Origin of the sequence: Actinoplanes ianthinogenes, from assembly GCF_018324205.1 — a bacterium.
In the GTDB taxonomy this organism is placed as follows: Bacteria; Actinomycetota; Actinomycetes; order Mycobacteriales; family Micromonosporaceae; genus Actinoplanes; species Actinoplanes ianthinogenes.
Genome location: NZ_AP023356.1, coordinates 347200 through 368548, shown reverse-complemented (window position 1 = coordinate 368548; position 21349 = coordinate 347200). Strand labels below are relative to the sequence as shown.

Annotated in this window: 20 protein-coding genes; 10 read left to right on the top strand and 10 right to left on the bottom strand. The window is 73.6% G+C overall.

Annotated features, from left to right (window positions below):
- Nucleotides 1-299 precede the first annotated feature (299 nt).
- Nucleotides 300-2252 carry an ABC1 kinase family protein gene (locus Aiant_RS01780; RefSeq protein ID WP_229831245.1) on the bottom strand — a complete coding sequence of 651 codons (1953 nt, stop codon included), beginning with the start codon at nucleotides 2250-2252 and terminating at the stop codon, nucleotides 300-302.
- Between the two features lie 116 nt (nucleotides 2253-2368).
- Here Aiant_RS01780 and Aiant_RS01775 point away from each other — a divergent pair, with 116 nt between their 5' ends.
- The 4 genes from Aiant_RS01775 to Aiant_RS01760 all read left to right on the top strand — a co-directional run bounded on the left by Aiant_RS01775 (nucleotide 2369) and on the right by Aiant_RS01760 (nucleotide 4880).
- Nucleotides 2369-3208 (top strand): SDR family NAD(P)-dependent oxidoreductase, encoded by an 840-nt coding sequence (locus Aiant_RS01775; protein WP_229831247.1) that lies wholly within the window; start codon nucleotides 2369-2371, stop codon nucleotides 3206-3208.
- A gap of 52 nt (nucleotides 3209-3260) precedes the next feature.
- A complete protein-coding gene (locus tag Aiant_RS01770; RefSeq protein ID WP_189335606.1) occupies nucleotides 3261-3611 on the top strand; it encodes a hypothetical protein in 351 nt (116 codons plus the stop codon).
- The gene (locus tag Aiant_RS01765) at nucleotides 3608-3961 is read left to right on the top strand and encodes a hypothetical protein (protein WP_189335607.1); all 354 of its coding nucleotides are present in this window, start codon (nucleotides 3608-3610) and stop codon (nucleotides 3959-3961) included. The genes Aiant_RS01770 and Aiant_RS01765 overlap by 4 nt, the downstream gene beginning before the upstream one ends.
- A gap of 121 nt (nucleotides 3962-4082) precedes the next feature.
- Nucleotides 4083-4880, top strand: coding sequence for a cyclase family protein (locus tag Aiant_RS01760; protein WP_189335608.1), 798 nt, complete (start codon nucleotides 4083-4085; stop codon nucleotides 4878-4880).
- A gap of 12 nt (nucleotides 4881-4892) precedes the next feature.
- Here the strand turns inward: Aiant_RS01760 and Aiant_RS01755 are convergent, their stop codons facing one another.
- Nucleotides 4893-5330: a MarR family winged helix-turn-helix transcriptional regulator gene (locus Aiant_RS01755; protein WP_189335609.1), complete on the bottom strand. Its 438-nt coding sequence runs from the start codon at nucleotides 5328-5330 to the stop codon at nucleotides 4893-4895.
- 143 nt (nucleotides 5331-5473) lie between these two features.
- On the opposite strand from Aiant_RS01755, the gene Aiant_RS01750 reads away from it, so the two are divergent.
- On the top strand, nucleotides 5474-6658 hold the full coding sequence (locus Aiant_RS01750; RefSeq protein ID WP_189335610.1) for an MFS transporter: 1185 nt from the start codon (nucleotides 5474-5476) through the stop codon (nucleotides 6656-6658).
- A 19-nt stretch (nucleotides 6659-6677) separates the two neighbouring features.
- Nucleotides 6678-7496, top strand: a complete 819-nt coding sequence (locus Aiant_RS01745; protein WP_189335611.1) for an aldo/keto reductase — start codon at nucleotides 6678-6680, stop codon at nucleotides 7494-7496.
- A gap of 7 nt (nucleotides 7497-7503) precedes the next feature.
- Here Aiant_RS01745 and Aiant_RS01740 read toward each other — a convergent pair whose 3' ends face one another.
- A complete protein-coding gene (locus Aiant_RS01740) occupies nucleotides 7504-8691 on the bottom strand; it encodes an alginate lyase family protein (protein WP_229831250.1) in 1188 nt (395 codons plus the stop codon).
- Between the two features lie 180 nt (nucleotides 8692-8871).
- On the opposite strand from Aiant_RS01740, the gene Aiant_RS01735 reads away from it, so the two are divergent.
- Together Aiant_RS01735 and Aiant_RS01730 are read left to right on the top strand one after the other, a co-directional pair.
- Complete coding sequence (locus Aiant_RS01735; RefSeq protein ID WP_189335613.1) at nucleotides 8872-9549, top strand: TetR/AcrR family transcriptional regulator; 678 nt, start codon at nucleotides 8872-8874, stop codon at nucleotides 9547-9549.
- A gap of 139 nt (nucleotides 9550-9688) precedes the next feature.
- Nucleotides 9689-10828 carry an FAD-dependent oxidoreductase gene (locus Aiant_RS01730; protein ID WP_189335614.1) on the top strand — a complete coding sequence of 380 codons (1140 nt, stop codon included), beginning with the start codon at nucleotides 9689-9691 and terminating at the stop codon, nucleotides 10826-10828.
- Between the two features lie 4 nt (nucleotides 10829-10832).
- On the opposite strand, the gene Aiant_RS01725 is transcribed toward Aiant_RS01730, so the two are convergent.
- The 7 genes from Aiant_RS01725 to Aiant_RS01695 are packed head-to-tail and all read right to left on the bottom strand — an operon-like array spanning nucleotide 10833 to nucleotide 18997.
- Entirely contained in the window at nucleotides 10833-12266 is a 1434-nt protein-coding gene (locus Aiant_RS01725; RefSeq protein WP_189335615.1) for an amidase family protein, read from the bottom strand.
- Nucleotides 12263-13048 (bottom strand): glycosyltransferase family 2 protein, encoded by a 786-nt coding sequence (locus tag Aiant_RS01720; RefSeq protein ID WP_189335616.1) that lies wholly within the window; start codon nucleotides 13046-13048, stop codon nucleotides 12263-12265. The genes Aiant_RS01725 and Aiant_RS01720 overlap by 4 nt, the downstream gene beginning before the upstream one ends.
- Nucleotides 13049-13068: 20 nt before the next feature.
- Complete coding sequence (locus tag Aiant_RS01715; protein WP_189335617.1) at nucleotides 13069-14157, bottom strand: beta-ketoacyl synthase N-terminal-like domain-containing protein; 1089 nt, start codon at nucleotides 14155-14157, stop codon at nucleotides 13069-13071.
- Nucleotides 14150-15535: a class I adenylate-forming enzyme family protein gene (locus Aiant_RS01710; RefSeq protein ID WP_189335618.1), complete on the bottom strand. Its 1386-nt coding sequence runs from the start codon at nucleotides 15533-15535 to the stop codon at nucleotides 14150-14152. The genes Aiant_RS01715 and Aiant_RS01710 overlap by 8 nt, the downstream gene beginning before the upstream one ends.
- Nucleotides 15529-17256, bottom strand: coding sequence for a thiamine pyrophosphate-binding protein (locus Aiant_RS01705; RefSeq protein ID WP_189335619.1), 1728 nt, complete (start codon nucleotides 17254-17256; stop codon nucleotides 15529-15531). Before Aiant_RS01705 ends, Aiant_RS01710 begins: the two co-directional genes overlap by 7 nt.
- The gene (locus tag Aiant_RS01700; protein ID WP_189335620.1) at nucleotides 17253-17816 is read right to left on the bottom strand and encodes a hypothetical protein; all 564 of its coding nucleotides are present in this window, start codon (nucleotides 17814-17816) and stop codon (nucleotides 17253-17255) included. Before Aiant_RS01700 ends, Aiant_RS01705 begins: the two co-directional genes overlap by 4 nt.
- A complete protein-coding gene (locus Aiant_RS01695) occupies nucleotides 17813-18997 on the bottom strand; it encodes an aldehyde dehydrogenase family protein (protein ID WP_189335621.1) in 1185 nt (394 codons plus the stop codon). The genes Aiant_RS01700 and Aiant_RS01695 overlap by 4 nt, the downstream gene beginning before the upstream one ends.
- 333 nt (nucleotides 18998-19330) lie before the next feature.
- Between Aiant_RS01695 and Aiant_RS01690 the strand changes: the two genes are divergently transcribed.
- Together Aiant_RS01690 and Aiant_RS01685 are read left to right on the top strand one after the other, a co-directional pair.
- Nucleotides 19331-20638, top strand: a complete 1308-nt coding sequence (locus tag Aiant_RS01690) for an MFS transporter (protein WP_189335622.1) — start codon at nucleotides 19331-19333, stop codon at nucleotides 20636-20638.
- Nucleotides 20635-21339, top strand: a complete 705-nt coding sequence (locus tag Aiant_RS01685; RefSeq protein WP_189335623.1) for an SDR family oxidoreductase — start codon at nucleotides 20635-20637, stop codon at nucleotides 21337-21339. The genes Aiant_RS01690 and Aiant_RS01685 overlap by 4 nt, the downstream gene beginning before the upstream one ends.
- Nucleotides 21340-21349: the final 10 nt, after the last annotated feature.

Sequence of the window (21349 nt, the reverse complement as noted above, 5' to 3'; positions counted from 1 at the left end):
GTTGGCGGTCTTCGCCGCGCCATCCGCACGGCACCGTCTCGGGCCGGCGTTCCGGGCGGGCCCTGCGTGTTCTGGTCATAAACACGTAAGCAAAGTCCTACGGAGACTGGCACGTCCGTTCGGCCACGGCCGCATCCGCTCATCGGCAGCTCCGCGGAGGCGCGGCTCGGGCGCCTCATGGGGCGTCTGCACGGGAAGCGAACAGGCTGCGGAGCTACCACGAGCGCTACCGGCGGTGGAGATCCGCAAAGCGTGCACCGGGCAATGCGGGCGGGCGGACGCCGCGAGCGCCGATCGGCTCAGTCGCGGCGCAAGATCACTACGAGGACGCGGAGGACGAGCACGACCGAGATGATCAGGAGGCCGTAGCCGAGCAGGGGGAACAGGCCGATGCCGGCGCTGATCCGCGGCCCGCCGCCGGTGCCGAGCAGCAGGATGCCCATCACGCCGGCGGTCGCGCCGATCACCGTGAGCAGCACCTGATGAATCAGCCCGGTCACCACCCGCCGGTCCCGTTCGTCGGAGAACAGCCGGATGTTCAGCCGCAGCCGCCCGTTCTCCACGGCGTCCCCGATCCGGTCGATCCGCCGGGGCAGGCCGCGCAGCATCGGCAGCAGCGTGACCAGCTCCTCCTCCAGGGTGCGCGGCAGGTTCCGCGGCCCGAACATCTCGGCCAGCCGGCGATCGCCGGCCTCCCGGGCCGCGCCGAGCAGGTCGAACCCCGGGCGCAGCAGACCGAGCGTGCCCTCCACCGTGGCAAAGGCCCGGAACACCGCCGCGACCGCCGCCGGCACGCCGAGCCCGTAATCGGCGACCGTCCGCAGCAGCGCGGTCACCGCCGCCACCCCGGCCGAGCTGCCCGGCGCCGCGTAGCGGACCAGCAGCACGCCGAGTGCCCGCTGGAGGTCACGCTCGTCGACGTCCCCGCCGTGGTCGGCCAGGTCGAGCAGCGCGTCGCTGGCACCCACCGCGTCCCCGCGGCCGACGGCGGCCAGCAGCCGGCCGACCGCGGCCCGGGTGACCCCGTCCAGGCGGCCGACCGAGCCGAGGTCGAGCATGCCGAGCGAGCCGTCCGCCTCGACCAGCAGGTTGCCGGGGTGCAGATCGGCGTGGAAGACCCCGTGCACCAGCACCTGGTCGAGCAGGCTGTCCAGCAGCGCCGCGGCGACCGCCTGCCGCCGCTCGTCGTCCAGCCCGGCGAGGACCGGCTCGGCGGCGCCCAGCGGGGTGCCCGGGAGCCGGCCCATCACCAGGACCCGTTCGGTGCTGAGCTCGGCGTACGCCGTAGGGACCCGGACCCGGCGCTCCGGCGTGGTGGCCAGCGCCGCGGCCATGGTTTGCAGGTTGTCCCGCTCGACGGTGAAGTCGAGCTCCTCGCGCAGCGCCTCGGCGAAGCCGAGCGCCAGCCCCCGCGCGCCGAACGCCCGGCCCCACGAGGTGCGGGCCTCCAGCGTCCCGGCCAGCCGCAGCAGGATGTCCAGGTCGCGGTCCACGACGGCGGCGATGCCCGGCCGGCGCACCTTCACCACGACCGCGGTGCCGTCCGCCAGCCGGGCCGCGTGCACCTGCGCCACCGACGCCGCGGCCAGCGGCTCCGGGTCGATCTCGGCGAACGCCCGGTCGCCCAGCTCGGCGTCGAGGACCGCGGAGATCTCCGTCCACGGCACCGGGGCGGCCCGGTCCTGCAGCGCGGTCAGCTCCTCGATGAACTCGGCCGGCAGCAGGTCCCGCCGGGTGGACAGCAACTGCCCGACCTTGACGAAGGTGACCCCGCCCTCGTCCAGCGCCGCGCGCAGCGACCGGGCCAGCCGCCGCCGGGCCGCGGCCGAATCCGGACCGGCCGGCGGGCGGCCGCGCAGGAACCGGCCCAGCCCGTGCCGCAGCGCGATCCGCACGATCGACGAATACCGCCGGGTCCGCGCGACCCGTCGCCGGGCGGCCCGCCACGCCTCGGCCGGCCCGGGCAGCGTCCCGGACGGCAGCAGCACCTCCAGGACCACCAGGGCGGCCATCGCGAGCAGCACGGAGACGCAGACGGCCGCGAGCATCAGCAGAGTTCCCTCGGCCGTGGACACGGTGGCCGGGTCCGGCGGGGCGAGCGCGGCCAGGATCGGCGAGAGCACCAGCGTGGCGAGCACCGCGGCGACCAGCGTCCGGCCCGGCCCGACCGGCACGCCGAGCAGCCGCCGGATCACCGCGGCGAACAGCAGCACGGTCAGTGCCAGGAACGGGATGAACAGCAGCACCTGCACCCGCCCGACCCTAGGGGAGACGCGCGTCGATGTCCGTCCCGTCATCAGTGGCGCTGATGACGGGTATCGCGAGATTCGTCTTCCGGAGCCACCCGGTGCCGGCCGATCGTGGTCGGATGCGGGAGATGCGATCCGGCCGGGCCGCCGGCGACGTCATGGCGGCCGGGACCGGCCTGGCCGGGGCCACCGGTCGGCTCGGGGAGGGCGGTCAGGGCCGGGTCGCGGGGAAGGTCGTCCTGGTCACCGGCGCTGGGCAGGGGCAAGGGGCTGCGGAAGCGCGGCTGCTCGCCGCCGAGGGCGCGATCGTCGTCGGCTGTGACCTGGGGCCGTCGCCCGCCGAGGACCTGGGCGGCGCCGGCTATCGGCAACTGGACGTGACCGACGCGGCCGGGTGGGCCGGGCTGGTGGCCGAGGTGCGGGACCGGTTCGGGCGGGTCGACGGCCTGGTGGCGAACGCCGGGGTGACCTGGCGGGCCCGCCTCGCCGACCTGGACCCGGCCGACCTGGCCCGGGTCACGGACGTCAACGTGACCGGCGCGCTGCTCGGCGTTCAGGCGGTGCTGCCGCTGATGCCGGCCGGCGGGTCGATCGTGCTGGTCGGCTCGGTGGCCGCGCTGACCGGGCACTTCCCGGTCGCGTACACCGCCTCGAAGTGGGCGCTGCGCGGCCTGGCCAAGGCCGCCTGCCTGGAGCTGGGCCCGAGCGGCATCCGGGTGAACACGGTCCACCCCGGCTACATCGAGACCCCGATGACCGCGTCCGCCGCGCCCGCCTTCCGCGCCGCGAACGTCGCCGAGACCCCGCTCGGGCGCACCGGAACGGTCGACGAGGTGGCCCCGCTCGTCCTGTTCCTGCTCAGCGACGAGTCCTCCTTCATCACCGGCGCGGAGATCCCGGTCGACGGCGGCCTGACCGCCCACGGCGGCGTCAAATCCATCAGCGACGCCGTCCGCTGAGGCGGTGCGGAGGTCGATTACGATCACTGCCTCGTGACCGCGAGGGAGCATCATGGACGACGACCGGCCAGTCTCGGCGCCCTATCGATGGACGGCGCTGATCGGCCTCGGGTGGTACGCCGTGGTCATCACCGCCTGGCTGGTCGGCATGTTCCAGGTGAGCGACCCGCACGCCTGTGACGGCGAACGCGGCATGGGCTGGTGCATGACCACCGCGAACGCCGCCGTCTTCGGACTCACCCTGCTCAGCCCGGCCGTGCTCGTCATGATCGGCGGGATGCTGGCGCTCGCCGTGCCGATCAGCCGGAACGTCGGCTCGCCGCCGCTGGCCGGCACCCTGGCCGCAGCCGGCTCCGCGGTGCTGGGGCTCTGCCTGGGCGGCGCCTGGCTGGTGCTCCGGTGACACGGGCCGGCCTCGGCACGCTCTTCTTCGGGTGGATGTGGGGCGTCCCGTTCCTGCTGATCGTCGGGCTGATCCGGCGCGACAAGGACTTCCCGGCGACCGGGTACCTGACCGCCGCGCTGGTGCTCGACCTGGTCGTACCGATCGGTGGTCTGCTCCTGGCGCGCCTGCTGAGCGACCGATTCTGGGCACGGCAGTTCGAGGGCGCCCTGGTCGGGATGGCGGCGCTGTTCCTAGCCTGGGCGGTGATCGCCGGGTCCGGGGGGTCGCCCGAGCCCGCCCCGGAGCCGTCACCGCGGGTCTCCCGGTGTGTGCAGTTCAGCGGCGGTCACCAGTGCCCCGGCGGCTGATCACTCCCAAGGCGAGCTGCCGGGGGTTCGCCCGGCCGGTTTTCCCGGTGGACTGCCGCGGCGGCCGTCCGATGTGCACGATGAAGGGCGGACCTGAAGCCGAGCCGAGGGAGCTGACCAGATGTGCACTGAGCCGGGCAAACACGGACTGACCCGCCGAGCGGCGCTGTTCGGTGGGGCGGGTGTCGCCGCCGCCGTCGCGGTCGGCGCGCCCGCCGAGGCGTCCACCGGTGGACGCGGGCTGCGTGATCTCACCTACCCGCTGGGCCCGGACACGCCGGCGTTCAGCCCGGGGGAGGAGGCGGTGCGCCGGACCGTCACCACGATCCCGGCCGACGGGTACTACATGCAGGAGTGGCGGATCATCGAGCACATCGGCACCCACGTCGACGCGCCCGCGCACTTCACCGCCGGCGGCCGCACGTCGACCGAGCTGCGCCCGGCCGAGCTGGTCATCCCGGCGGTGGTCATCGACATCGCGGCTCGTGCCGCGCACGACCCGGACACCGTCGTGACCGTCGACGACCTGCGTGCCTTCGAGCGCCGGCACGGCCGCATCCCGGACGACGCCGCCGTGCTGATGTACTCCGGCTGGGGCGCCAAGGTCGGCGACCCGGACGCGTACCGGGGCACCGACGCGGCCGGCACCCTGCACTTCCCGGGGTTCGGCGTGGACGCCTGCGAGTGGCTGCTGCGCCGCCGGCGGATCCGGTCGCTGGGCGTCGACACCCTGAGCATCGACCCCGGCGTCTCCACCACCTTCGACACCCACCTGGCGCTCACCGGAGCCGACCGGTACGGCCTGGAGAACCTGGCCGACCTGCACCGGATCCCGCGCCACGGCGCCACCATCTTCGTCGGCCTCATCCCGTACGAGGGCGGCTCCGGCGGTCAGGCCCGCGTCCTCGCCACCTGGTAGCCGGGCCGCCGGTCACGCCTGATGCAGGGCGGTGACCAGGGACTCCAGCTCGGGGAGTCGCTCCGCGCGGGTGAGCGACTCCTCCAGCACCCGGTCGTGGGTGGGGCGCGCCTCGTCGAGCAGCTCGCGGCCGGCCGGGGTCAGCTCGGTGTAGATGCCGCGGCGGTCGTCGGCGCACAGGATCCGGGTGAGCAGTCCCCGGTCCTCCAGGCGGGTGACCAGCCGGGTGGTGGCGCTGCTGGACAGGGCGGCGGCGCGGGCCAGCTGCTGCATCCGCATGTGCCAGCCGTCCTGGCGGCTGAGCGCGTCCAGCACCGTGTACTCCACCACCGAGAGCCGGTGGGTGGCCGCCAGCTCCCGCTCCAGGGCGGTCTCGATGAGGCCGTGCAGGGCGGCGAGCCGGCGCCAGCCCTGCGCGCGGATCTCCACCGCGTCGTTGCTGATCCCCATCGCGTCGTCCCTTCCACTTCCCGGCCCCGAGACGCTCCTCACCGTACACCGCCTTGCGCGGATATACCGCGCCTGCAACTATTTAGCCGTTGCGTGTGCAACTACTGCACACGCCGGTTATTGCATGCGCTGGAGGAGCTCCCGTGCCCATCGCCCTGTACGCCCTCGCCATCGGCGGCTTCGGCATCGGCCTGACCGAATTCGTCATCGCCGGCCTGCTGCCCGAGGTGGCCGCCGAGTTCCAGGTCTCCGAGGCGGTGGCGGGCGGCCTCATCTCCGGGTACGCGCTGTCGGTCGCCGTCGGAGCGATCCTGCTCACCGCCGCCCTGGGCCGGATCGACCGCCGCCGCGCGCTGCTGGGCCTGATGGTCCTGTTCATCGCCGGGAACCTGCTGTCCGCGGTCGCGCCGACCTACGGCCTCATGCTGCTCGGCCGGATCCTCGCGGCGCTCTGCCACGGCGCGTTCTTCGGCATCGGCTCGGTCGTCGCCGCCGACCTGGTCCCCGCCGACCGCAAGGCCGCCGCCATCGCGACCATGTTCACCGGCCTGACCGTCGCCAACGTGCTCGGCGTGCCGCTCGGCACCTTCCTCGGGCAGGCCGCCGGCTGGCGGGCCACGTTCTGGGCGATCGCCGGCATCGGGGTGCTCGCCCTGATCGGCATCGCGGCGCTGACCCCGGCCACCCCCGCCCCGCGCGGCGGCAGCCTGCTCGGCGAGTTCCGGATCTTCGCCAGCGTCCAGGTCTGGCTGTCGATCCTGGTGACCGTCCTCGGCTTCGGCGGCATGTTCGGCGCGTTCAGCTACCTGGCCTACACGCTCACCGGGGTCAGCGGCTTCCCGGCCGCGGCCGTACCGTGGCTGTTGATCGTCTTTGGTCTCGGTCTGTTCGCCGGGAACCTCCTCGGTGGCCGGGCCGCCGACCGGAACCTGCCGGTCACCCTGCTCGCGCTGCTCGCCGGTCTCACCTTGGTCCTGGCGCTGTTCGCGCTCGGCGCCGGCAGCCAGGTCGCCGCGGTCGCCGGGCTGCTGCTGATGGGCGGGTTCGGCTTCGCCACCGTGCCCGGCTTGCAGATGCGTATCCTCGGCCACGCGACCCAGGCGCCGACGCTGGCCTCCGGCGCGAACATCGCGGCGTTCAACGTCGGCAACGCCTTCGGCGCCTGGCTCGGCGGCCTCACCATCACGGCCGGGCTCGGCTACCGCGCGCCGCTCTGGGCCGGCGCCGCGGTCACCCTGGCCGCCCTGCTCATCTACGCGCTGGCCACCCGGCTCCCGGCCGGCGAGTTCGCCCGCGCCACCCGCACACCCGTCCCCGTGCACCACTGATCCACCACCGGAGGAATCCATGAATACCGTCAAGTTGAACAACGGCGTCGAGATCCCCCAGCTGGGCTTCGGCGTCTGGCAGGTCCCCGGCGCCGGGACCGAGGCCGCCGTCAGCACCGCGCTGGAGGTCGGCTATCGGAGCATCGACACGGCCTCCGCCTATGGCAACGAGGCCGGTGTCGGGCGGGCGATCGCCGCGTCCGGCCTGCCGCGCGACCAGGTCTTCGTCACCACGAAGCTGTGGATCGCCGACCTCGGCCGCGCCGCCGCCCGCGACGCCCTGCGTGCCAGCCTGGACAGGCTCGGCCTCGATCACGTCGACCTGTACCTGATCCACTGGCCGGCGCCGGCGACCGACGCCTACCTGGACGCCTGGCAGACCCTGGAGGAGTTGCAGGCCGAGGGGCTGACCCGGGCGATCGGCGTGTCGAACTTCCTGCCCGAGCACCTCGACCGGGTGATCGCGCTCGGCGGCACCGTCCCGGCCGTCAACCAGATCGAGCTGCACCCGGCCCTGCAGAATCGGGCGACCGTCGCCGCGAACGCCGAGCGGGGCATCGCCACCGAGGCCTGGAGCCCGCTCGCGCAGGGCGCCGTGCTGACCGAGCCGGCCGTGCTGGCCGCGGCCGAGGCCCACGGCGTCACCGCGGCGCAGGTGGTCCTGCGCTGGCACCTCCAGAAGGGCACCGTCGTGATCCCGAAATCGGTCACGCCGTCCCGGATCGCCGCCAACTTCGACGTCTTCGGGTTCACGCTGACCGACGCCGAGATCGCGGCGATCGACGCGCTCGACCGGGACGGGCGCACCGGCCCGCACCCGGCCACCTTCAACGGCTGACCGGGGCCTATGCCGGGTTGTTCGCGTGGGTCAGGGTCTCCCAGGCGGACATCAGGTTGTTGTTGCCGGCCGGCCGCTGGGACAGCGTGAGCTTCTCGGTGGCCGGCATCTGCACGCCCATCCGGTTGTGCAGGGCGTTGAAACCGACCTCGGTGACCGGACCGACCCAGCGGTTGTCGACCTTGCCGCCGCACAGCCAGGCGGGCAGGTCGCCGGTCGCATATCGGGACAGGAATCCCATGGCGTGCCGGAGCCGGTCCTTGACCTCGGGGTAGAGGTCGTGGCCCTGGATGCGGCTGGTCTCGGCGATGTGGCTGATCGCGGCGACGCCGTAGCCGGTGTGGGTGAAGTCGCGGCAGGTCTCCTGGGAGATGCCGTCCACGAAGGTGGTCTGGTCGTACCAGTACTTGATGATCTCCGCGCGGGTGTCGATCGTGGTGGTCGGCGGCGCCTTGGGCAGCGCGCCGTCCGACTTCAGGTAGATGTAGGCGGGCACCCGCTTGCGGAACCGGGCGATCGCCTTGTCGTACAGCGCCTGGTCGTCGAGGTGCACGGCGATCCCGACGGTGGCCTCCAGCTGGGTCAGCTCCCAGTTGCCGTTCCACGACGAGCGGTCCGCCTGCGCCATCGGCAGGTAGACCTTGCGCAGCATGGTGGCGAAGCGGGGCGCGTTCGGCCACTTCTTGTACTGATACTTGATGATCTCGGCGGCGCGCGGCCAGACCGAGGCGGTCCACGAGGACTGGAGGGCGTCGTTGCTGTTGGTGTGCGCGGTGATGGTGCCCGACCAGGCGTCCATGACGGTGATCGCGCGCTGGGCGTACCGGTCGTCGCCGGTCAGCGACCAGGCCAGCGCGAGGGTGTAGGCCGCGAACGCGTCACGACGCTCCGCGCCGCAGCCGATGTCCGGTTTTGAATAGGGTCCGCACTCCACCACCCGGACCGGCGCCGGCGTGTAGTCCAGCGACGCGGACGGGCTCGCCATCATCGCGTCGTACGCCTTCTTCCACGGCTGGGCGTCTCCCTTGACCTTGGCCTTCACGAAGGTCAGCTGCGCCTGGCTGACCAGGACGCCGGGATGGCTGAAGCTCTTCGAGCCGGTCGCGGGCGTCGCCGGGGCGCTGCTCGGAGCGGCGGCGGTGGTGGTCGCCGCATCCGCGGTGCCACTGCACGCGGCGAGGACCACGGCTGTCACCGCACCTGCGAGAACAGCGATCAGGCGGCGGGCCATGCGGGTGCTCCAAGCTGTGCGATCGTCCGGTGTGCCGGATGACTGTCGCCGGAAATGACCGAAAGTGTCAACCACCCGACGGCCAGTTCAGCGGCTCTGCCCGGGTAGGTGGCGGCTGACGAACATGTTCGCTACGATCGCGTTATGAGTCCTCGACGTGAACCCGTCAGCCGGCGCGACCGGCCCGCGAAACCACCGCTGAGCCGGGCGGGCGCGGTGGCCGTGGCGTTGCGGATCATGCGTGAGGAGGGTCTGGAGCGCGTCACCATGCGGCGCCTGGCCGCCGAGCTCGACACCGGTCCGGCGTCGCTCTACGTCTACGTGCAGAACACGGCCGAGCTGCACGGCGCCATCCTCGACGAGTTGCTCGCCGACCTGGACCTGCCGCGGCCCGACCCCGGCTCGTGGCGGGAGCAGCTGATCGAGCTGATGGCCGGTTACACCAGGCTGCTGATCGCGTGGCCGAGCCTGGCCCGCTCGGTGCTGGCGCTGCGTCCGTCCGGCCCGCACTACGTGCGGCTCATCGACGCGGTGCTCGGCCTGCTGCACGCCGGCGGGGTGCCGGTCGGGCAGGCCGCCTGGGGTGTCGACATGCTGCTCCAGCTCGGCACGGCGACCGCGGCCGAGCAGGGCACCCGCGGCGAGGCGGTGGACGCCGACGGCGAGCACCAGCTGCTGGTGCAGGAGCTGCGGGAGGTGTCCGAGCAGGAGTTCCCGCACATCGCCGGGGCTCGCGACGACCTGTTCTCCGGGACCGGGGAGCAGCGGTTCACCTGGGCGTTGCGGGTGCTGATCGCGGGCATTCAGGCCGTACCGAAATAGTTTCCGCGGCGACCGGAAGCTGACCGCCCGCCGGAACCGGCGGGTGGGTTGCGATATCCCCGAAGAACATGTTCGTCAGAAACGTGTTCGTCAGAATGGCTCGCAGAGCCATGCGACGACCAACCGACCGGAGGGCACAATGACCACATCTGTCACGATCGTAGGCGCCGGACTCGGCGGCCTCACCCTCGCCCGAGTGCTGCACGTCCACGGTATCCCCGCGACCGTCTACGAGCTGGACGCCTCGCCGGAGGCCCGCACGCAGGGCGGCATGCTCGACATCCACGACTACAACGGCCAGATCGCGATCCGGGCGGCCGGCCTGTTCGACCGGTTCCAGACGATCATCCACCCGGGCGGCGAGGCGATGCGGATCCTCGACAAGCGGGGGACCGTGCACGCCGACGAGCACGACGAGGGCGACGGCGGCCGGCCCGAGGTCGACCGCGGTGACCTGCGGCGGATGCTGCTCGACTCGCTGCCCGAGGGCACCGTCCGGTGGGGGAGCAAGGTCACCGGGGTCCGGGCGCTCGGCGACGGGCGGCACGAGCTGACCCTCGCCGACGGCGCGACGGTCACCACCGAGCTGCTGGTCGGCGCGGACGGCGCCTGGTCGCGGATCCGGCCGCTGCTCTCCGACGCCGGGCCGGCGTACTCGGGGATGTCGTTCGTCGAGGTGGACCTGCCCGACGCGGACCGGCGGCATCCCGGGCCGGCGCGCACGGTCGGCAGCGGGATGCTGTTCGCGCTCGGTCCCGGCAACGGATTCCTCGCCCACAAGGAGACCGACGGGAGCCTGCACATCTACATCGCGCTGCGGAAGCCGGCGGACTGGGTCGAGGGCATCGACTGGACCGACGCCGACAAGGCCAAGGCGCTGCTCGTCGACGAGTTCCACGACTGGGCGCCGGAGTTTCACGCGCTGATCACCGAGGCGGAGGGTGCGCTGGTCCCGCGGACGATCAACGTGCTGCCGATCGAGCATCGGTGGGAGCGGGTGCCGGGGGTGACGCTGCTCGGGGACGCGGCTCACGTGATGTCGCCGTTCGCGGGGGAGGGGGCGAACCTGGCGATGCTGGACGGGGCGGAGCTGGGGCAGGCGATCGCGGCTCATCCGGGGGACGTCGAAGGGGCGCTCATGGCGTACGAAAAAGCGCTCTTCCCGCGCAGCGCCGAAGCGGCCCGGGAGGCGGCCCGCAACCTTGACCTGTGTTTCGACGAGCGTGCCCCGCAGAGTCTGCTCGACCAGTTCGCCGCCTACGGGCAGGCCGGGCGGTGACCGGTCAATCGGGTACCTCCGGAGCCGGGAACCCGTCGGCGGGTGGCTGAAAGCCGCCGATCACGTCGGCGAGCAGACCGGCGAAGCCGATGCCCAGCCGGTCCTCACCGGGCCGGGCCAGCACCTGCAAGCCGATCGGCAGCCCGGCCGGCGACCGGCCGGCCGGAAAGACCGTGGCCGGCAGGCCGGGCAGCGCGGCCAGCGACCCCGGGAAGAACAGGGTGTTGTAGCGGCCGGTCCGGTCGCCGAGGTCCAGGGTGGAGAACCAGTCGGCCGCCTTGCCGGGGTCGTGCTCGAACGCCACGACCGGGGTGGCCGGCGCGACGAGCAGGTCCCAGTCATCGAAGAACGCGCACCAGGCGGTCACCAGCCGGCGGCGGTGTTCGGCCCACAGCGCCCGGCAGTGCGCGGTCGGGAACAGGCCGGACACCCAGGCCTCGTCGCGGGGGTCGCCGGACCCGAGCAGGGCGGCCGCGAACTCCTCCCGCTCCTCGCGCGGCGTCAACCGGGCGCCCTGCGCGGCCAGCACGGCCAGGAAGGTGTCGTGCTGGGCGGACAGTCCGCCCGGCAGGTCCGGCGTGCGCCAGGCCAGCCGGTGCACCTGTCCGGCCAGCACGTCGGCGAGCCGGTGGTAGGCGTCGGCGACGTCGGGATGCAGGACGAACCAGGGCGGCGGCGCCAGCATCGCCACCCGCAGCCCGGACAGGCGGCCGGCTTCCCGGTGCGTGCCGGGCGCCGGTGGGCCGAGCACGTCCAGCACATCCAGGACCAGGCGCAGATCCTCAGCGGAGCGCGCGATCGGTCCCACCTCGGTCATCCGCGGCACCGGCGGCCGCCGGGCCGGCGCCGGGCCGGCCCCGATCAGCGCGCCCTCGGTCGGCCGGTGAGCGTAGACGCCGCAGAAAGCCGCCGGCAGGCGCAGCGAACCGGCGGTGTCGGTACCCAGGTCGATCGGCACGACGCCGGCCGCCACCGCGGCCGCCCCGCCACCGCTGCTGCCGCCGGGAGTACGCCGGACGTCCCACGGGTTGTTCGTCACGCCGTACACCGTGTTGTAGGTCTGCCAGTCACGGCCGTGCGCGGACTGGTTGGTCTTGCCGATCAGGACCGCGCCGGCGTCGCGCAGCCGGGCGACGCACGGGGCGTCCGCGGGGCGCAGGTGTGCCCGGCCCGGGTCACCCGAGGTGGCCGGCAGGCCGGTCACGCCGATGTGCTCCTTGACCGTCATCGGGATGCCGAGCAGCGGCAGCCGTCCCGGCCGCGGCGCGGCGTCGGCCCGCCGGGCGCTCTCCGCCGCGCCGGCCCGGTCCGTCAGCACCACGGCGTTGAGCGTGGCATCGACCTGGTCGTGGCGGTCCAGGTGGCGGGCCAGCACCTCGGTGGCGCCGGTCGCCCCGGCGGCCAGTTGCGCCCGGAGCTCGGTGGCGGTGCCGTTCACCGCAGGACCGCGGCGTTCGAATATCCGCCCATGTAGTACCGCAGGGTGGCCCTCTCGCTGCACACCATCGGCACCTTCGCGCGGTCCAGCAGCACACACCAGGCGTAGTCGTCGGTCCATTCCAGCTTGCGCCACCAGCGGGAGAACTCGGTCGGGTACGGAAAGCGCCGGTAGAGCCGCCGGCTGACCAGCACCTCGCTGGTGTCCACGCCGTTGAACTCCCGGCCGCCGGCGCGCAGCGCGTCACGGACCACCGGCGAGCCGGGCTCGAAGACGCCGAGCTCCACCAGGCGGGCGTACGACGAGGCCCGCAACGCCGGGTCGGGATGCCACGGGTTCTCCGCGGCCACGTACGGCGACCCGTCCGGCGCGACCAGCCGGCGCCAGCTGTGCGCGACCTCGACTCCCGGGTTGGCCGCCAGGCAGTCCAGCAGGGACCGCAGGTGGTCCGGTTCGAACTCGTTGTCGTCGTCGAGCTGCGCGATCCACTCGCCGGACGCCACGGCGACAGCACCGTTGCGGAGCGCGCCGAGCCGCGCCGGCAGGTAGTCCTGCGGCAGGGCGGCGTGCTCGGCACCCGTGACGTTGCGGACGATCGCGTGCGGGAAACGCCGCGACAGCTCGGCGACCAGCGCGTCCGTGAGCGCCGGGCAGTTGTCGCCGATCACCAGGTGCTCGACGCGGACACCGCGCTGCGCCGCCACGGAGTGCATCGCCCGGACCAGTTCGGCCGGCCGGTTCATGGTGGGTGTCACCACGGTGACCAGAGGTAACGACATCATCGGGCTCCTCGGCTCGATCGTCATGGCTTGCGCAGCACCATGGCGGCGGTGTTCCCGCCGAACCCGAAGCTGTTCACCAGCACGCTGTCCACCCGGGACAGGCGCTGCGCGGTGGTCGGCACGGTCAGGCCGCCCCGCTCGACCGGGGCGCGCAGTCCGGCGGTGGGCGGTGCCGTGCGGGTTTCCAGGGTGCGAACGGCGGCCACCGACGCCGGGAAGCCGGCGCTGTGCATCAGGTGGCCGACGGCTCCCTTGTGGCTGCTGACCGTGGTCGCCGGCCAGGCCTGGTCGCGCGCCAGCCGGTCCAGCCCGGCGAGTTCGGCCTCGTCACCCTGGCGGGTGCCGGCCGCGTGGGCGTGCACGTGATCCGGACACCGTACGCCGGTCCGGCGCAGGGCCTCGGTCAGGACGGCGGAGGTGGCGCCCGGGTCGGACGCGGCCGCCTCGGTGCCGGCGACGCGGCACGTCACCCCGGCGACCACCGCCCGCGGTGTCGCGCCGCGCCGGTTCGCGTCGGTCGCGCGTTCCAGCACCAGCGCGCCGCCACCCTCGCCGAGCGTGGTGCCGGTGCGCTCGGCGTCGAACGGCCGGGCCACCTCCGGGCTGAGCGCCTTGACCACCTCCATCGAGGCGACGCCGTACTCGCCGGCGGTCCAGCCGCCCAGCACGATCGCGGTGTCCGCGAGACCGGCCCGCAGCCAGTGGCCGCCCAGGGCGATGCCGAACAGCACCGAGGCGCAGGCGTGCGACAGGAAGACCGGCTCGGCGTCGCCGCGGACCGCGGTGGCCAGCGGATCGGCGCCCAGCATCGACAGCCGGCGGCCCGTCGTCCGGTCCAGGGCCGGGGTCTGGCCGACCAGGACGACCACCGCCCGGGCCGGCGGTGCCGGAAGCCCCGCGTCGGCGAGCGCCTCGTCCAGGGCACGGCGCACCAGCCACGGCTGGCGGCCGGGGTCGTCCGGCCGGTCGCTCGGGCCGGGCGCCGGGGCGACCGCGGCCGCGGTGAGCCCGGAGGCACCCTCGACCAGCCGGGTCCAGAACGGTTGCACGCCGCAGCCGAACGTGGTGACCAGGCCGAGGCCGGTGACGACGAGTTCGGGGTCAGCCATGGTGAGTCATCTCCTTCCGGGCGGCCGCTTCCTGGGCCACCCAGCGGCGCAGCGCCGCGCGGTCCACCTTCCCGGTGCCGGTGCGGGGGAGCGGCACGTCGATGTGGATGTCCCGGGGCCGTAACCGGGGAGGCAGGTGGCGGCGGCAGAGGGTGCGCAGGTCGGCGACCGCGACCGGCTCGGCCATCTCGACGAACGCGACGACGCGATCGCCGCGACCGGAGGTGTCCTCGGCCGAGCGGACGCCGAGCACGCACGCCTCCACCACCCCGGACATCGTCCGCAGCACGTCCTCGATCGAGGTGGGCGCGTGGGTTTCGCCGTCCACGATGAGCGCCTCCTTGAGGCGCCCCAGCACGCGGACGTGCCCGTCGGGATCGACCTCGCCGATGTCGCCGGAGCGCAACCACCCGGTCGCGGTCAGGGCCGCCGCGGTGGCCTCCGGGTCGCCGAGGTAGCCGAGCATCCGGCTGGGGGTACGGATCACCAGTTCACCACTCGCCGCACGGCGCACCTCGGTGCCGTGCAGCGGTAGGCCGACCGTGCCGGGACGGGTCAGCCCCGGCGCGCTGACCGCGACGTTCGGCCCGGCCTCGGTCAGCCCGTAGCCGTCGTGCAGGTCCGCCCCGAGCGCGGCGAAGCGGGCCGCCAGCGCCGGATGCAGGACGTCCCCGCCGATGCCGCGGACCCGCACCCGGCGCAGCCGCTCGGCGACGGCCGGCTCCCGGCTCGCCGCGCCGAGCAGCAGCGAATACATCGACGGCACCCCGTCCAGCGTGGTGACGTCCCGGGTCAGCAGCCGCCGGGTGAGCCCGCCCACCGTGAACGACGTCTCCACCAGCAGGTCGCCGCCGCCCGACAGCCACATCAGCGCGATCGTCAGACCGTATGCGTGGGCCAGCGGGAGGGGCACCAGCATGGTGTCGGCGTCGCCGATCCCCAGCCGGGCCGCGGTCTCGCGCGTCTGGTACTCGAGCGCCGCGTGGGACAACAACACCAGCCGCGGCCGGCCGGTGCTCCCCGAGGTCGGGAAGACGGCGGCGGCCTCGGCCGGCAGGGTGGCCCGCCCGGGGCCGGCCACCGGCAGCACCTCGGGCATGCCGTCCCGGCCCTCGACGATCTCGGCGGCGCTGTACGTCGCCAGCCGGGCGCACAGCTCAAGTTGCAGCGCCGGCGGTGAGAACGCGACCGCGGCGCCCAGCCGGCGTGCCGCCACCACCGCCGCCAGCGCGCCCAGCCCGGTCCGGCAGGCCGTCATGATCGCCCGGCCGGGACCGGCGCCCAGCCGCCCGCAGTGCCGCACGACCTCGTCGAGCGTGCGCCGCAGCGTCGCCGCCTCGACCGGCACGCCGTCGAGGAACAGGTTCCCGGTCACCATGGCGCCGGACCCTCCACGCCACAGATCCGGCGGATGCCCACCGGCACGTCGTCGTCGTCGACCGGCACCACGACGAGCGCGAGCCGGCCGTCGTCCACGGCGGCCCGGGCGTCCCGCAGGGCGGACCCGGCCGACTCGGCGTCGGTCACGGTCGCGACCACCCCGCCGAGCGCTTCGACCAGCTCGGCCATCGGCAGCCGGGTGCCGAAGTCCGCCGTCGTGGTCGGCTCGCCCTCCTGCTGCCGCAGGAAGCGGGGCCAGCCGAAACCGCCGTTGTCGAACACCACCATGACCAGCGGGCAGCCCAGCTCGGCCGCGGTCGGCAGGGTGTTCGAGCTCATCGCGAACGCGCCGTCCCCGCAGACCACCACCACCGGCCGGCCCGGCCGGGCCACCGAGGCGCCGACCGCCGCCGGCAGCCCGAAGCCCATCATGGTCTGCTCGCCGGGGCCGACCAGCGGGAAGTCGGCGGGCAGCGTCAGTGCCGAGAGGTGGTAGCCCCAGATGTCGTGCAGGCCGTTCTCCTGCACCAGCACCGCGTCCGGGAACCGCTCCACCAGGGCGCGCAGCACCGTCCGGGTGGGTGACTCGGCGAAGGTCACCGCCGCGGCCCGGGCGTCCATCGCCTGCCGGGCGCGCACCACCGAGCCGAGCCATCCGGTACGCCGTGCGGCGCCCGCGTCGCCGGCCAGCGCGGCCCGCAGCGCCGCGGCGGTCAGTCCCGCGTCGCCGAGCAGGGTGACCTCGGCCGGCACCGACCGGTGGAAGGCGGCCGGATCGCCGTCGGCGTGCACCAGCCGGACCCGGTCGAGATCCCAGCCCATCCGGACGGTCTCCTCCAGCGCGGTGCCGATCGCCAGCACCACGTCGGCCTCGGCGATGCGCTCGGTGAGCGGTGGGGTGGCGTACAGGCCGACCAGGCCCAGGTAGTGCGGGTGCCGCTCGTCGAAGGTGCCCCGGCCGGAGGCGGTGGTGGCGGTGGCGGCGCCCCACTCGGCGGCCAGGGCGCGCACCGCTGCGGTGGCGCCCGCCGCGCGGACGCCACCGCCGGCCAGCAGGAGCGGACGGCTGGCCCGGGCCAGCACGGCGGCCGCGACGGAGACGTCGGCCGGGTCGGGCGCCGACCGGGCCACCTGGACCGGATCACCGGCGCCGGGGTGCACGATCAGATCGGTGGCCGTGCCGACCTCGGTGGTGATCTCCACCAGGACCGGCGCCGGCCGGCCGTTCAGGGCGAGATGCGCGGCTCGGCGCAGCGCCCACGGCAGGCTCTCCGCGGTGGCGACCACGAGATGGTCCTTCACCACCGACTGGGCCAGCGACCGTTGATCGGTTTCCTGGAAACCGCCCCGGCCGATCTCGGCCGCCGCGATCCGGGTGGTCACCACGATCACCGGAGCGCCGAGCGAGTTGCCCTCGAGCAGCCCGGTCAGCGCGTTCGTGAACGCCGGACCGGTGGTGAGCGCCAGCACGACCGGGCGGCGGGTCAGCATCGCGGCGGCGACCGCGGCGCAGGCGCCGGCCCGCTGGTCGCGTACCGGGATCGGGGTGAGGCCGTCGGTGTGTGCCGCCGCGTCGAGCAGACCCGGCTCGTCCGCCGGCAAGCCGAACACCAGCTCACAGCCGGCCTCGCGAAGCACCTGGGCCGCCACCGGCCAGCAGCCGGTGACCGCCCGGTCGACAGCCGCCGGCGCCGCCGGGTCCAGTGCCGGGGCGCTCATGCCGGATCCCCGGTGGAGAGGTCCCCGGACTCGGCGACCAGCAGCAGGGCGGCGGCGGACAGGGCCGGCTTGCCGTCCTCGGTCCCCGCGGCGACGGCGATCTCCGCGACCAGCGCCGCCGGGACACCGCCGGCCACGGCGGCTCGTGCGCTCCGGATCGACTGGCGTACGTCGTGCTCCGGCGTGCAGAGGAAGAACAGCTCCCCGGTCCAGCGGTCGGCCTCGTCGAGATCCTGGTCCAGGCCCTGGGCCAGCCGCGAGCACTCCATCTGGATCGAGTGCGACGGCCGGAGCCGCCGGGACGGATCCTCGTGCCGCTCGGCGAAATACGTCGCCGTGCAGGCCGCGTAGGGCGCGGCGGCCACGAAGACCGGCGCCTGGCGCCGGTCGGCGCCGGTGAGCAGGTCCAGCGTGGACCGCAGCGCCCGCCGCAGCACCTCCGGGGCCGGCACGTCGGTGTGCCGGCGGACGACGGCGCCGGGGGCGAACGAGGGGAGCCGGGGCGGTGCCGAGCCGGGCGAGCCCACCGTCACCAGCGACGTGCGAAGCGGCGCGGTCATGCCGGCTCACCGGCCAGCGCGGCACCGGCCGCCGCGAGAACCCGGCCGCGCCGGGCGGCGCCGAACTCCGCCGAGACCAGCAGCGGGCGGGGAATCAGCCGGCCCCGCTCGTGCACGCTGCTGGCCTGCACCCCGAAACCGCCGAACGGGCGGTTGCCGTCCTCGATGTCGAAGGTGGTGCAGTCGCGGGTCACGATGCTGGTGCCGACGGTCGCCGAGCGCAGCGCGGGCTCGCCGTAGACCGAGAGGTACATGCCCCGGGCCAGTTCGGCCGGGGTGTTCGCCCACTCGTGGATCTGGGCCACGTCGTCGTACACGCAGATCTGGAAGACCGGGGAGAAGAACTCCGGTGGCCGCAGCTGCGGGTGCAGTTCGGTGAGCAGGACCGTCGGGGTGACGGTGTTCGTCGCGAGATCCACCGTGCCGCCGAACCGGACCTGGTCACGGTGCAGGTCGAGGTACTCCGCCGTGCCCTGGGCCGCGTCGTCGTACACCAGCGGGACCACCCGGGCCGCCGGGTCGCGCCGGTCGGACATCGGCACCTCGGCCAGCCGCTCGGTCAGCTGGGTCACCACCTCGGACACCCGGTCGCGGTGCACGAACACGGCGTCCGGGCACAGGCAGTCCTGACCGGAGTTGTAGAGCCGGCTGCGCAGCAGGTCGTCGACGACGGTCGTGACGGCCGCCTCCGGGCCCACCACGAACGGGTTGGGACCCGACCCGAACAGCAGCAGCTTCGTCCGGGCGGAGACCCGGCCGGCGATGTCGAGTCCGTTCTCGTACCGGCCGGTGAAGACGACACCGTCGCCCTCGGCGCAGGACCGGACGAAGTCCCGCTGCGACTCCCGGGTGAGCGCCACCCGGGACGTGTCGTGTCCGCGCACCGCGGGCGAGAGGATCTCGTGCACGGTCTCGATCACGCCGGACACCCGGCTGGACGGCCGGATCGCGACGTGCCGGGTGTACAGCGACGGGATGACACACAGCAGCGTGTACGAGTAGAGGACGTTGTTCGACGGCAGGAACACGCCGAGCAGGTCCAGGGGGTCCGGGCGGTTGCCGGCGAACTCCCAGCGCACCCCGGCGAGCGCCCGGATGGACCGGTGCAGTTCGTCCGTGGCGCTGTCGTGGGTGGCGATGCCGGTCAGCGCGCCGACGAGCTCGTCCTGCCGCCGCAGCATCAGATCGATGATGTCCTGGCACTGCCGCGCCACGTCGTACCGGTCACCGGATTCGCGAGGGGACGGGTGACGGTAGTGTGACGCACCAATGTGGCTGACGTTCAAGGAAATACCCCCGTCGCTCGCAGGAAGTGACCATTCAGCCGGTTTGCATGGAACGCTATCGATCTGACAGGCGTTTTGAACACCCTTAATAACCCCTAATGTCGCGGCCGGAGAACGGCTCCGCCGGGTCTCCACCCCTAAGACCGCGAAGAATCGTGTCCCGCCGTGTTCCCCGTCGGTATCGTCTGGCCTCGACGACGCATTTACCGCAGACCGGAGGGACCAGAAATGCCACTCCCGCAGAGCGCGGCGACGCCGCGCCCGGCGCCGGCGCCGATCTGGCGGGCGCCCGGGCTGGCCCGCCTTTTCGGCAGCCTCACGATCAGTCAGCTCGGTGGCGCGGTGACCGGCGTGGCACTGCCGATCTTCCTGCTGGACCGGTTCGGGATGGGTCTCGAGTTCGGTCTCACCCTCGCGGTCCGGCTGATCCCGAACATCCTGCTCGGCACCGTGGTGGCCGAGGTCGTCAGGCGCCGGGACGCCCGGGTCGTCGCCGTGCTCGCCTCGGTGGCCAGCGCCCTGATCGCGATCGCCATTCCGTTCGCCGGCGCGCTCTGGCAGATCCAGGTGCTGTCCTTCCTGATCGGTCTGACCTCGATGTTCCTGGCGCCGGCCCGGCTGGCGCTGCGGACGCGGGTGACGCCCGAGGGCCGCGAGCTGGCCGCGAACGGGCTGATCGTCACGGCCCAGCGGGTCGCCTCGCTGCTCGGCCCGCTGGTGGCCGGCCCGATCCTGGTGCTCACCGACATCGCCACCCTCTTCTTCGTCGAGGGGGTGATGGCGTTGATCGCGGCGGCCCTGCTGCTCGGGCCGTTCCCCGCGTCGAAGGACGTGCCGGAGCCGGACGCGGAACCCCGGGCGAAGCTCGGCGGATCACCGCCGGCCCTGCTGCGCAGGCTGTTCGTGACCAATCCCCGGGACCTGTTCGCGATGGTGCGCGGGGACGGCATGGTTCTCGGCCTGACGCTCACCGCCTTCACCTACGTGTTCGTCGTCGGCCTCAATTCGGTATTCGTTCCGGCATTCGCGCACATCCGATTCCCGGAGATCGACGGAATGTTCGGATACCTCATCGCCGCACTGGGCCTCGGTGGGGCGGCCGGTGGGCTCCTGGCGGGCCGGCTGGTGCGATTCAACCCGGGTCTCATGTACATTCTCGGAAATGTTCTCGAGGCGGTGTGCTGGCTGTTTCTGCTGCTCGCCCACCAGCCCGCCGTGGCCATCGGCATTCTCGTGGTGGGCGGCATTCTGGAATCGGTCGCGACGGCGGTCTACATGGCCGAGGTGCAGGCCCGGTTCACCGAGCGCGAGCTGACCCACTACTACTCGATGCTGCTGCCGACCAACGACCTGTTCGTGCTGCTCGGCGCGACGCTGGCCGGCCTGCTGGTGGCACCGGGCCGGCTGGGGGTCTCGGTCGCGCTGATCGCCTTCATGATGGCGGTGCCGATCCTGCTGCTCACCCGCACGTTCTTCACCCCGCGCCCGGCGCGGAGTGAAGACCGCCGGCCCGAGACCGTCGCGAGCCTGGCATGAGCCGATCCGTCCTGGTCACCGGCGCCGGCCGCGGCATCGGGCTGGCCGTCGCCCGCGCGTTCGCCGCGGCCGGCGACCGGGTGACCGCCACCTACCGCACCGCGCCGCCGCCGGGCGACCTGTTCGGCGTCGAGTGCGAGGTGACCGACACCGCCTCCGTGCACCGTGCCTTCACCGCGGCGGAGCGGCGGCACGGCCCGGTCGAGGTGGTCGTGGCGAACGCCGGGATGACCCGGGACGGGCTGCTGGCACGCATGAGCGACGACGACTTCACCACGGTGGTCGACACCAACCTGACCGGCGCGTACCGGGTGGCCCGGCGGGCCGCGCCGGCGATGGTGGACGCCGGCTGGGGGCGGCTGGTGTTCGTGTCGTCCTCGGTGGCGCTGTCCGGCGAGGCCGGACAGGTCAACTACGCGGCCTCGAAATCCGCGCTGATCGGCCTGGCCCGTTCGCTGACCCGGGAACTCGCGCCGCACGGCATCACCGCCAACGTGGTCGCCCCGGGATACACCGAGACCGAGATGGCCGCCGCGGTCGGCGAACGGCGCCGCACCGCCTGGCTCGCCCAGATACCGGCGGGTCGCGCCGCGACGCCGGCCGAGGTGGCCGCGGCCGTCCGGTACGTCGCCGGAGCGGACGCGGGATACGTGACCGGGGCGGTGATCCCGGTGGACGGGGGCGCCGGGATGGGCCACTGAGAACGGAGGG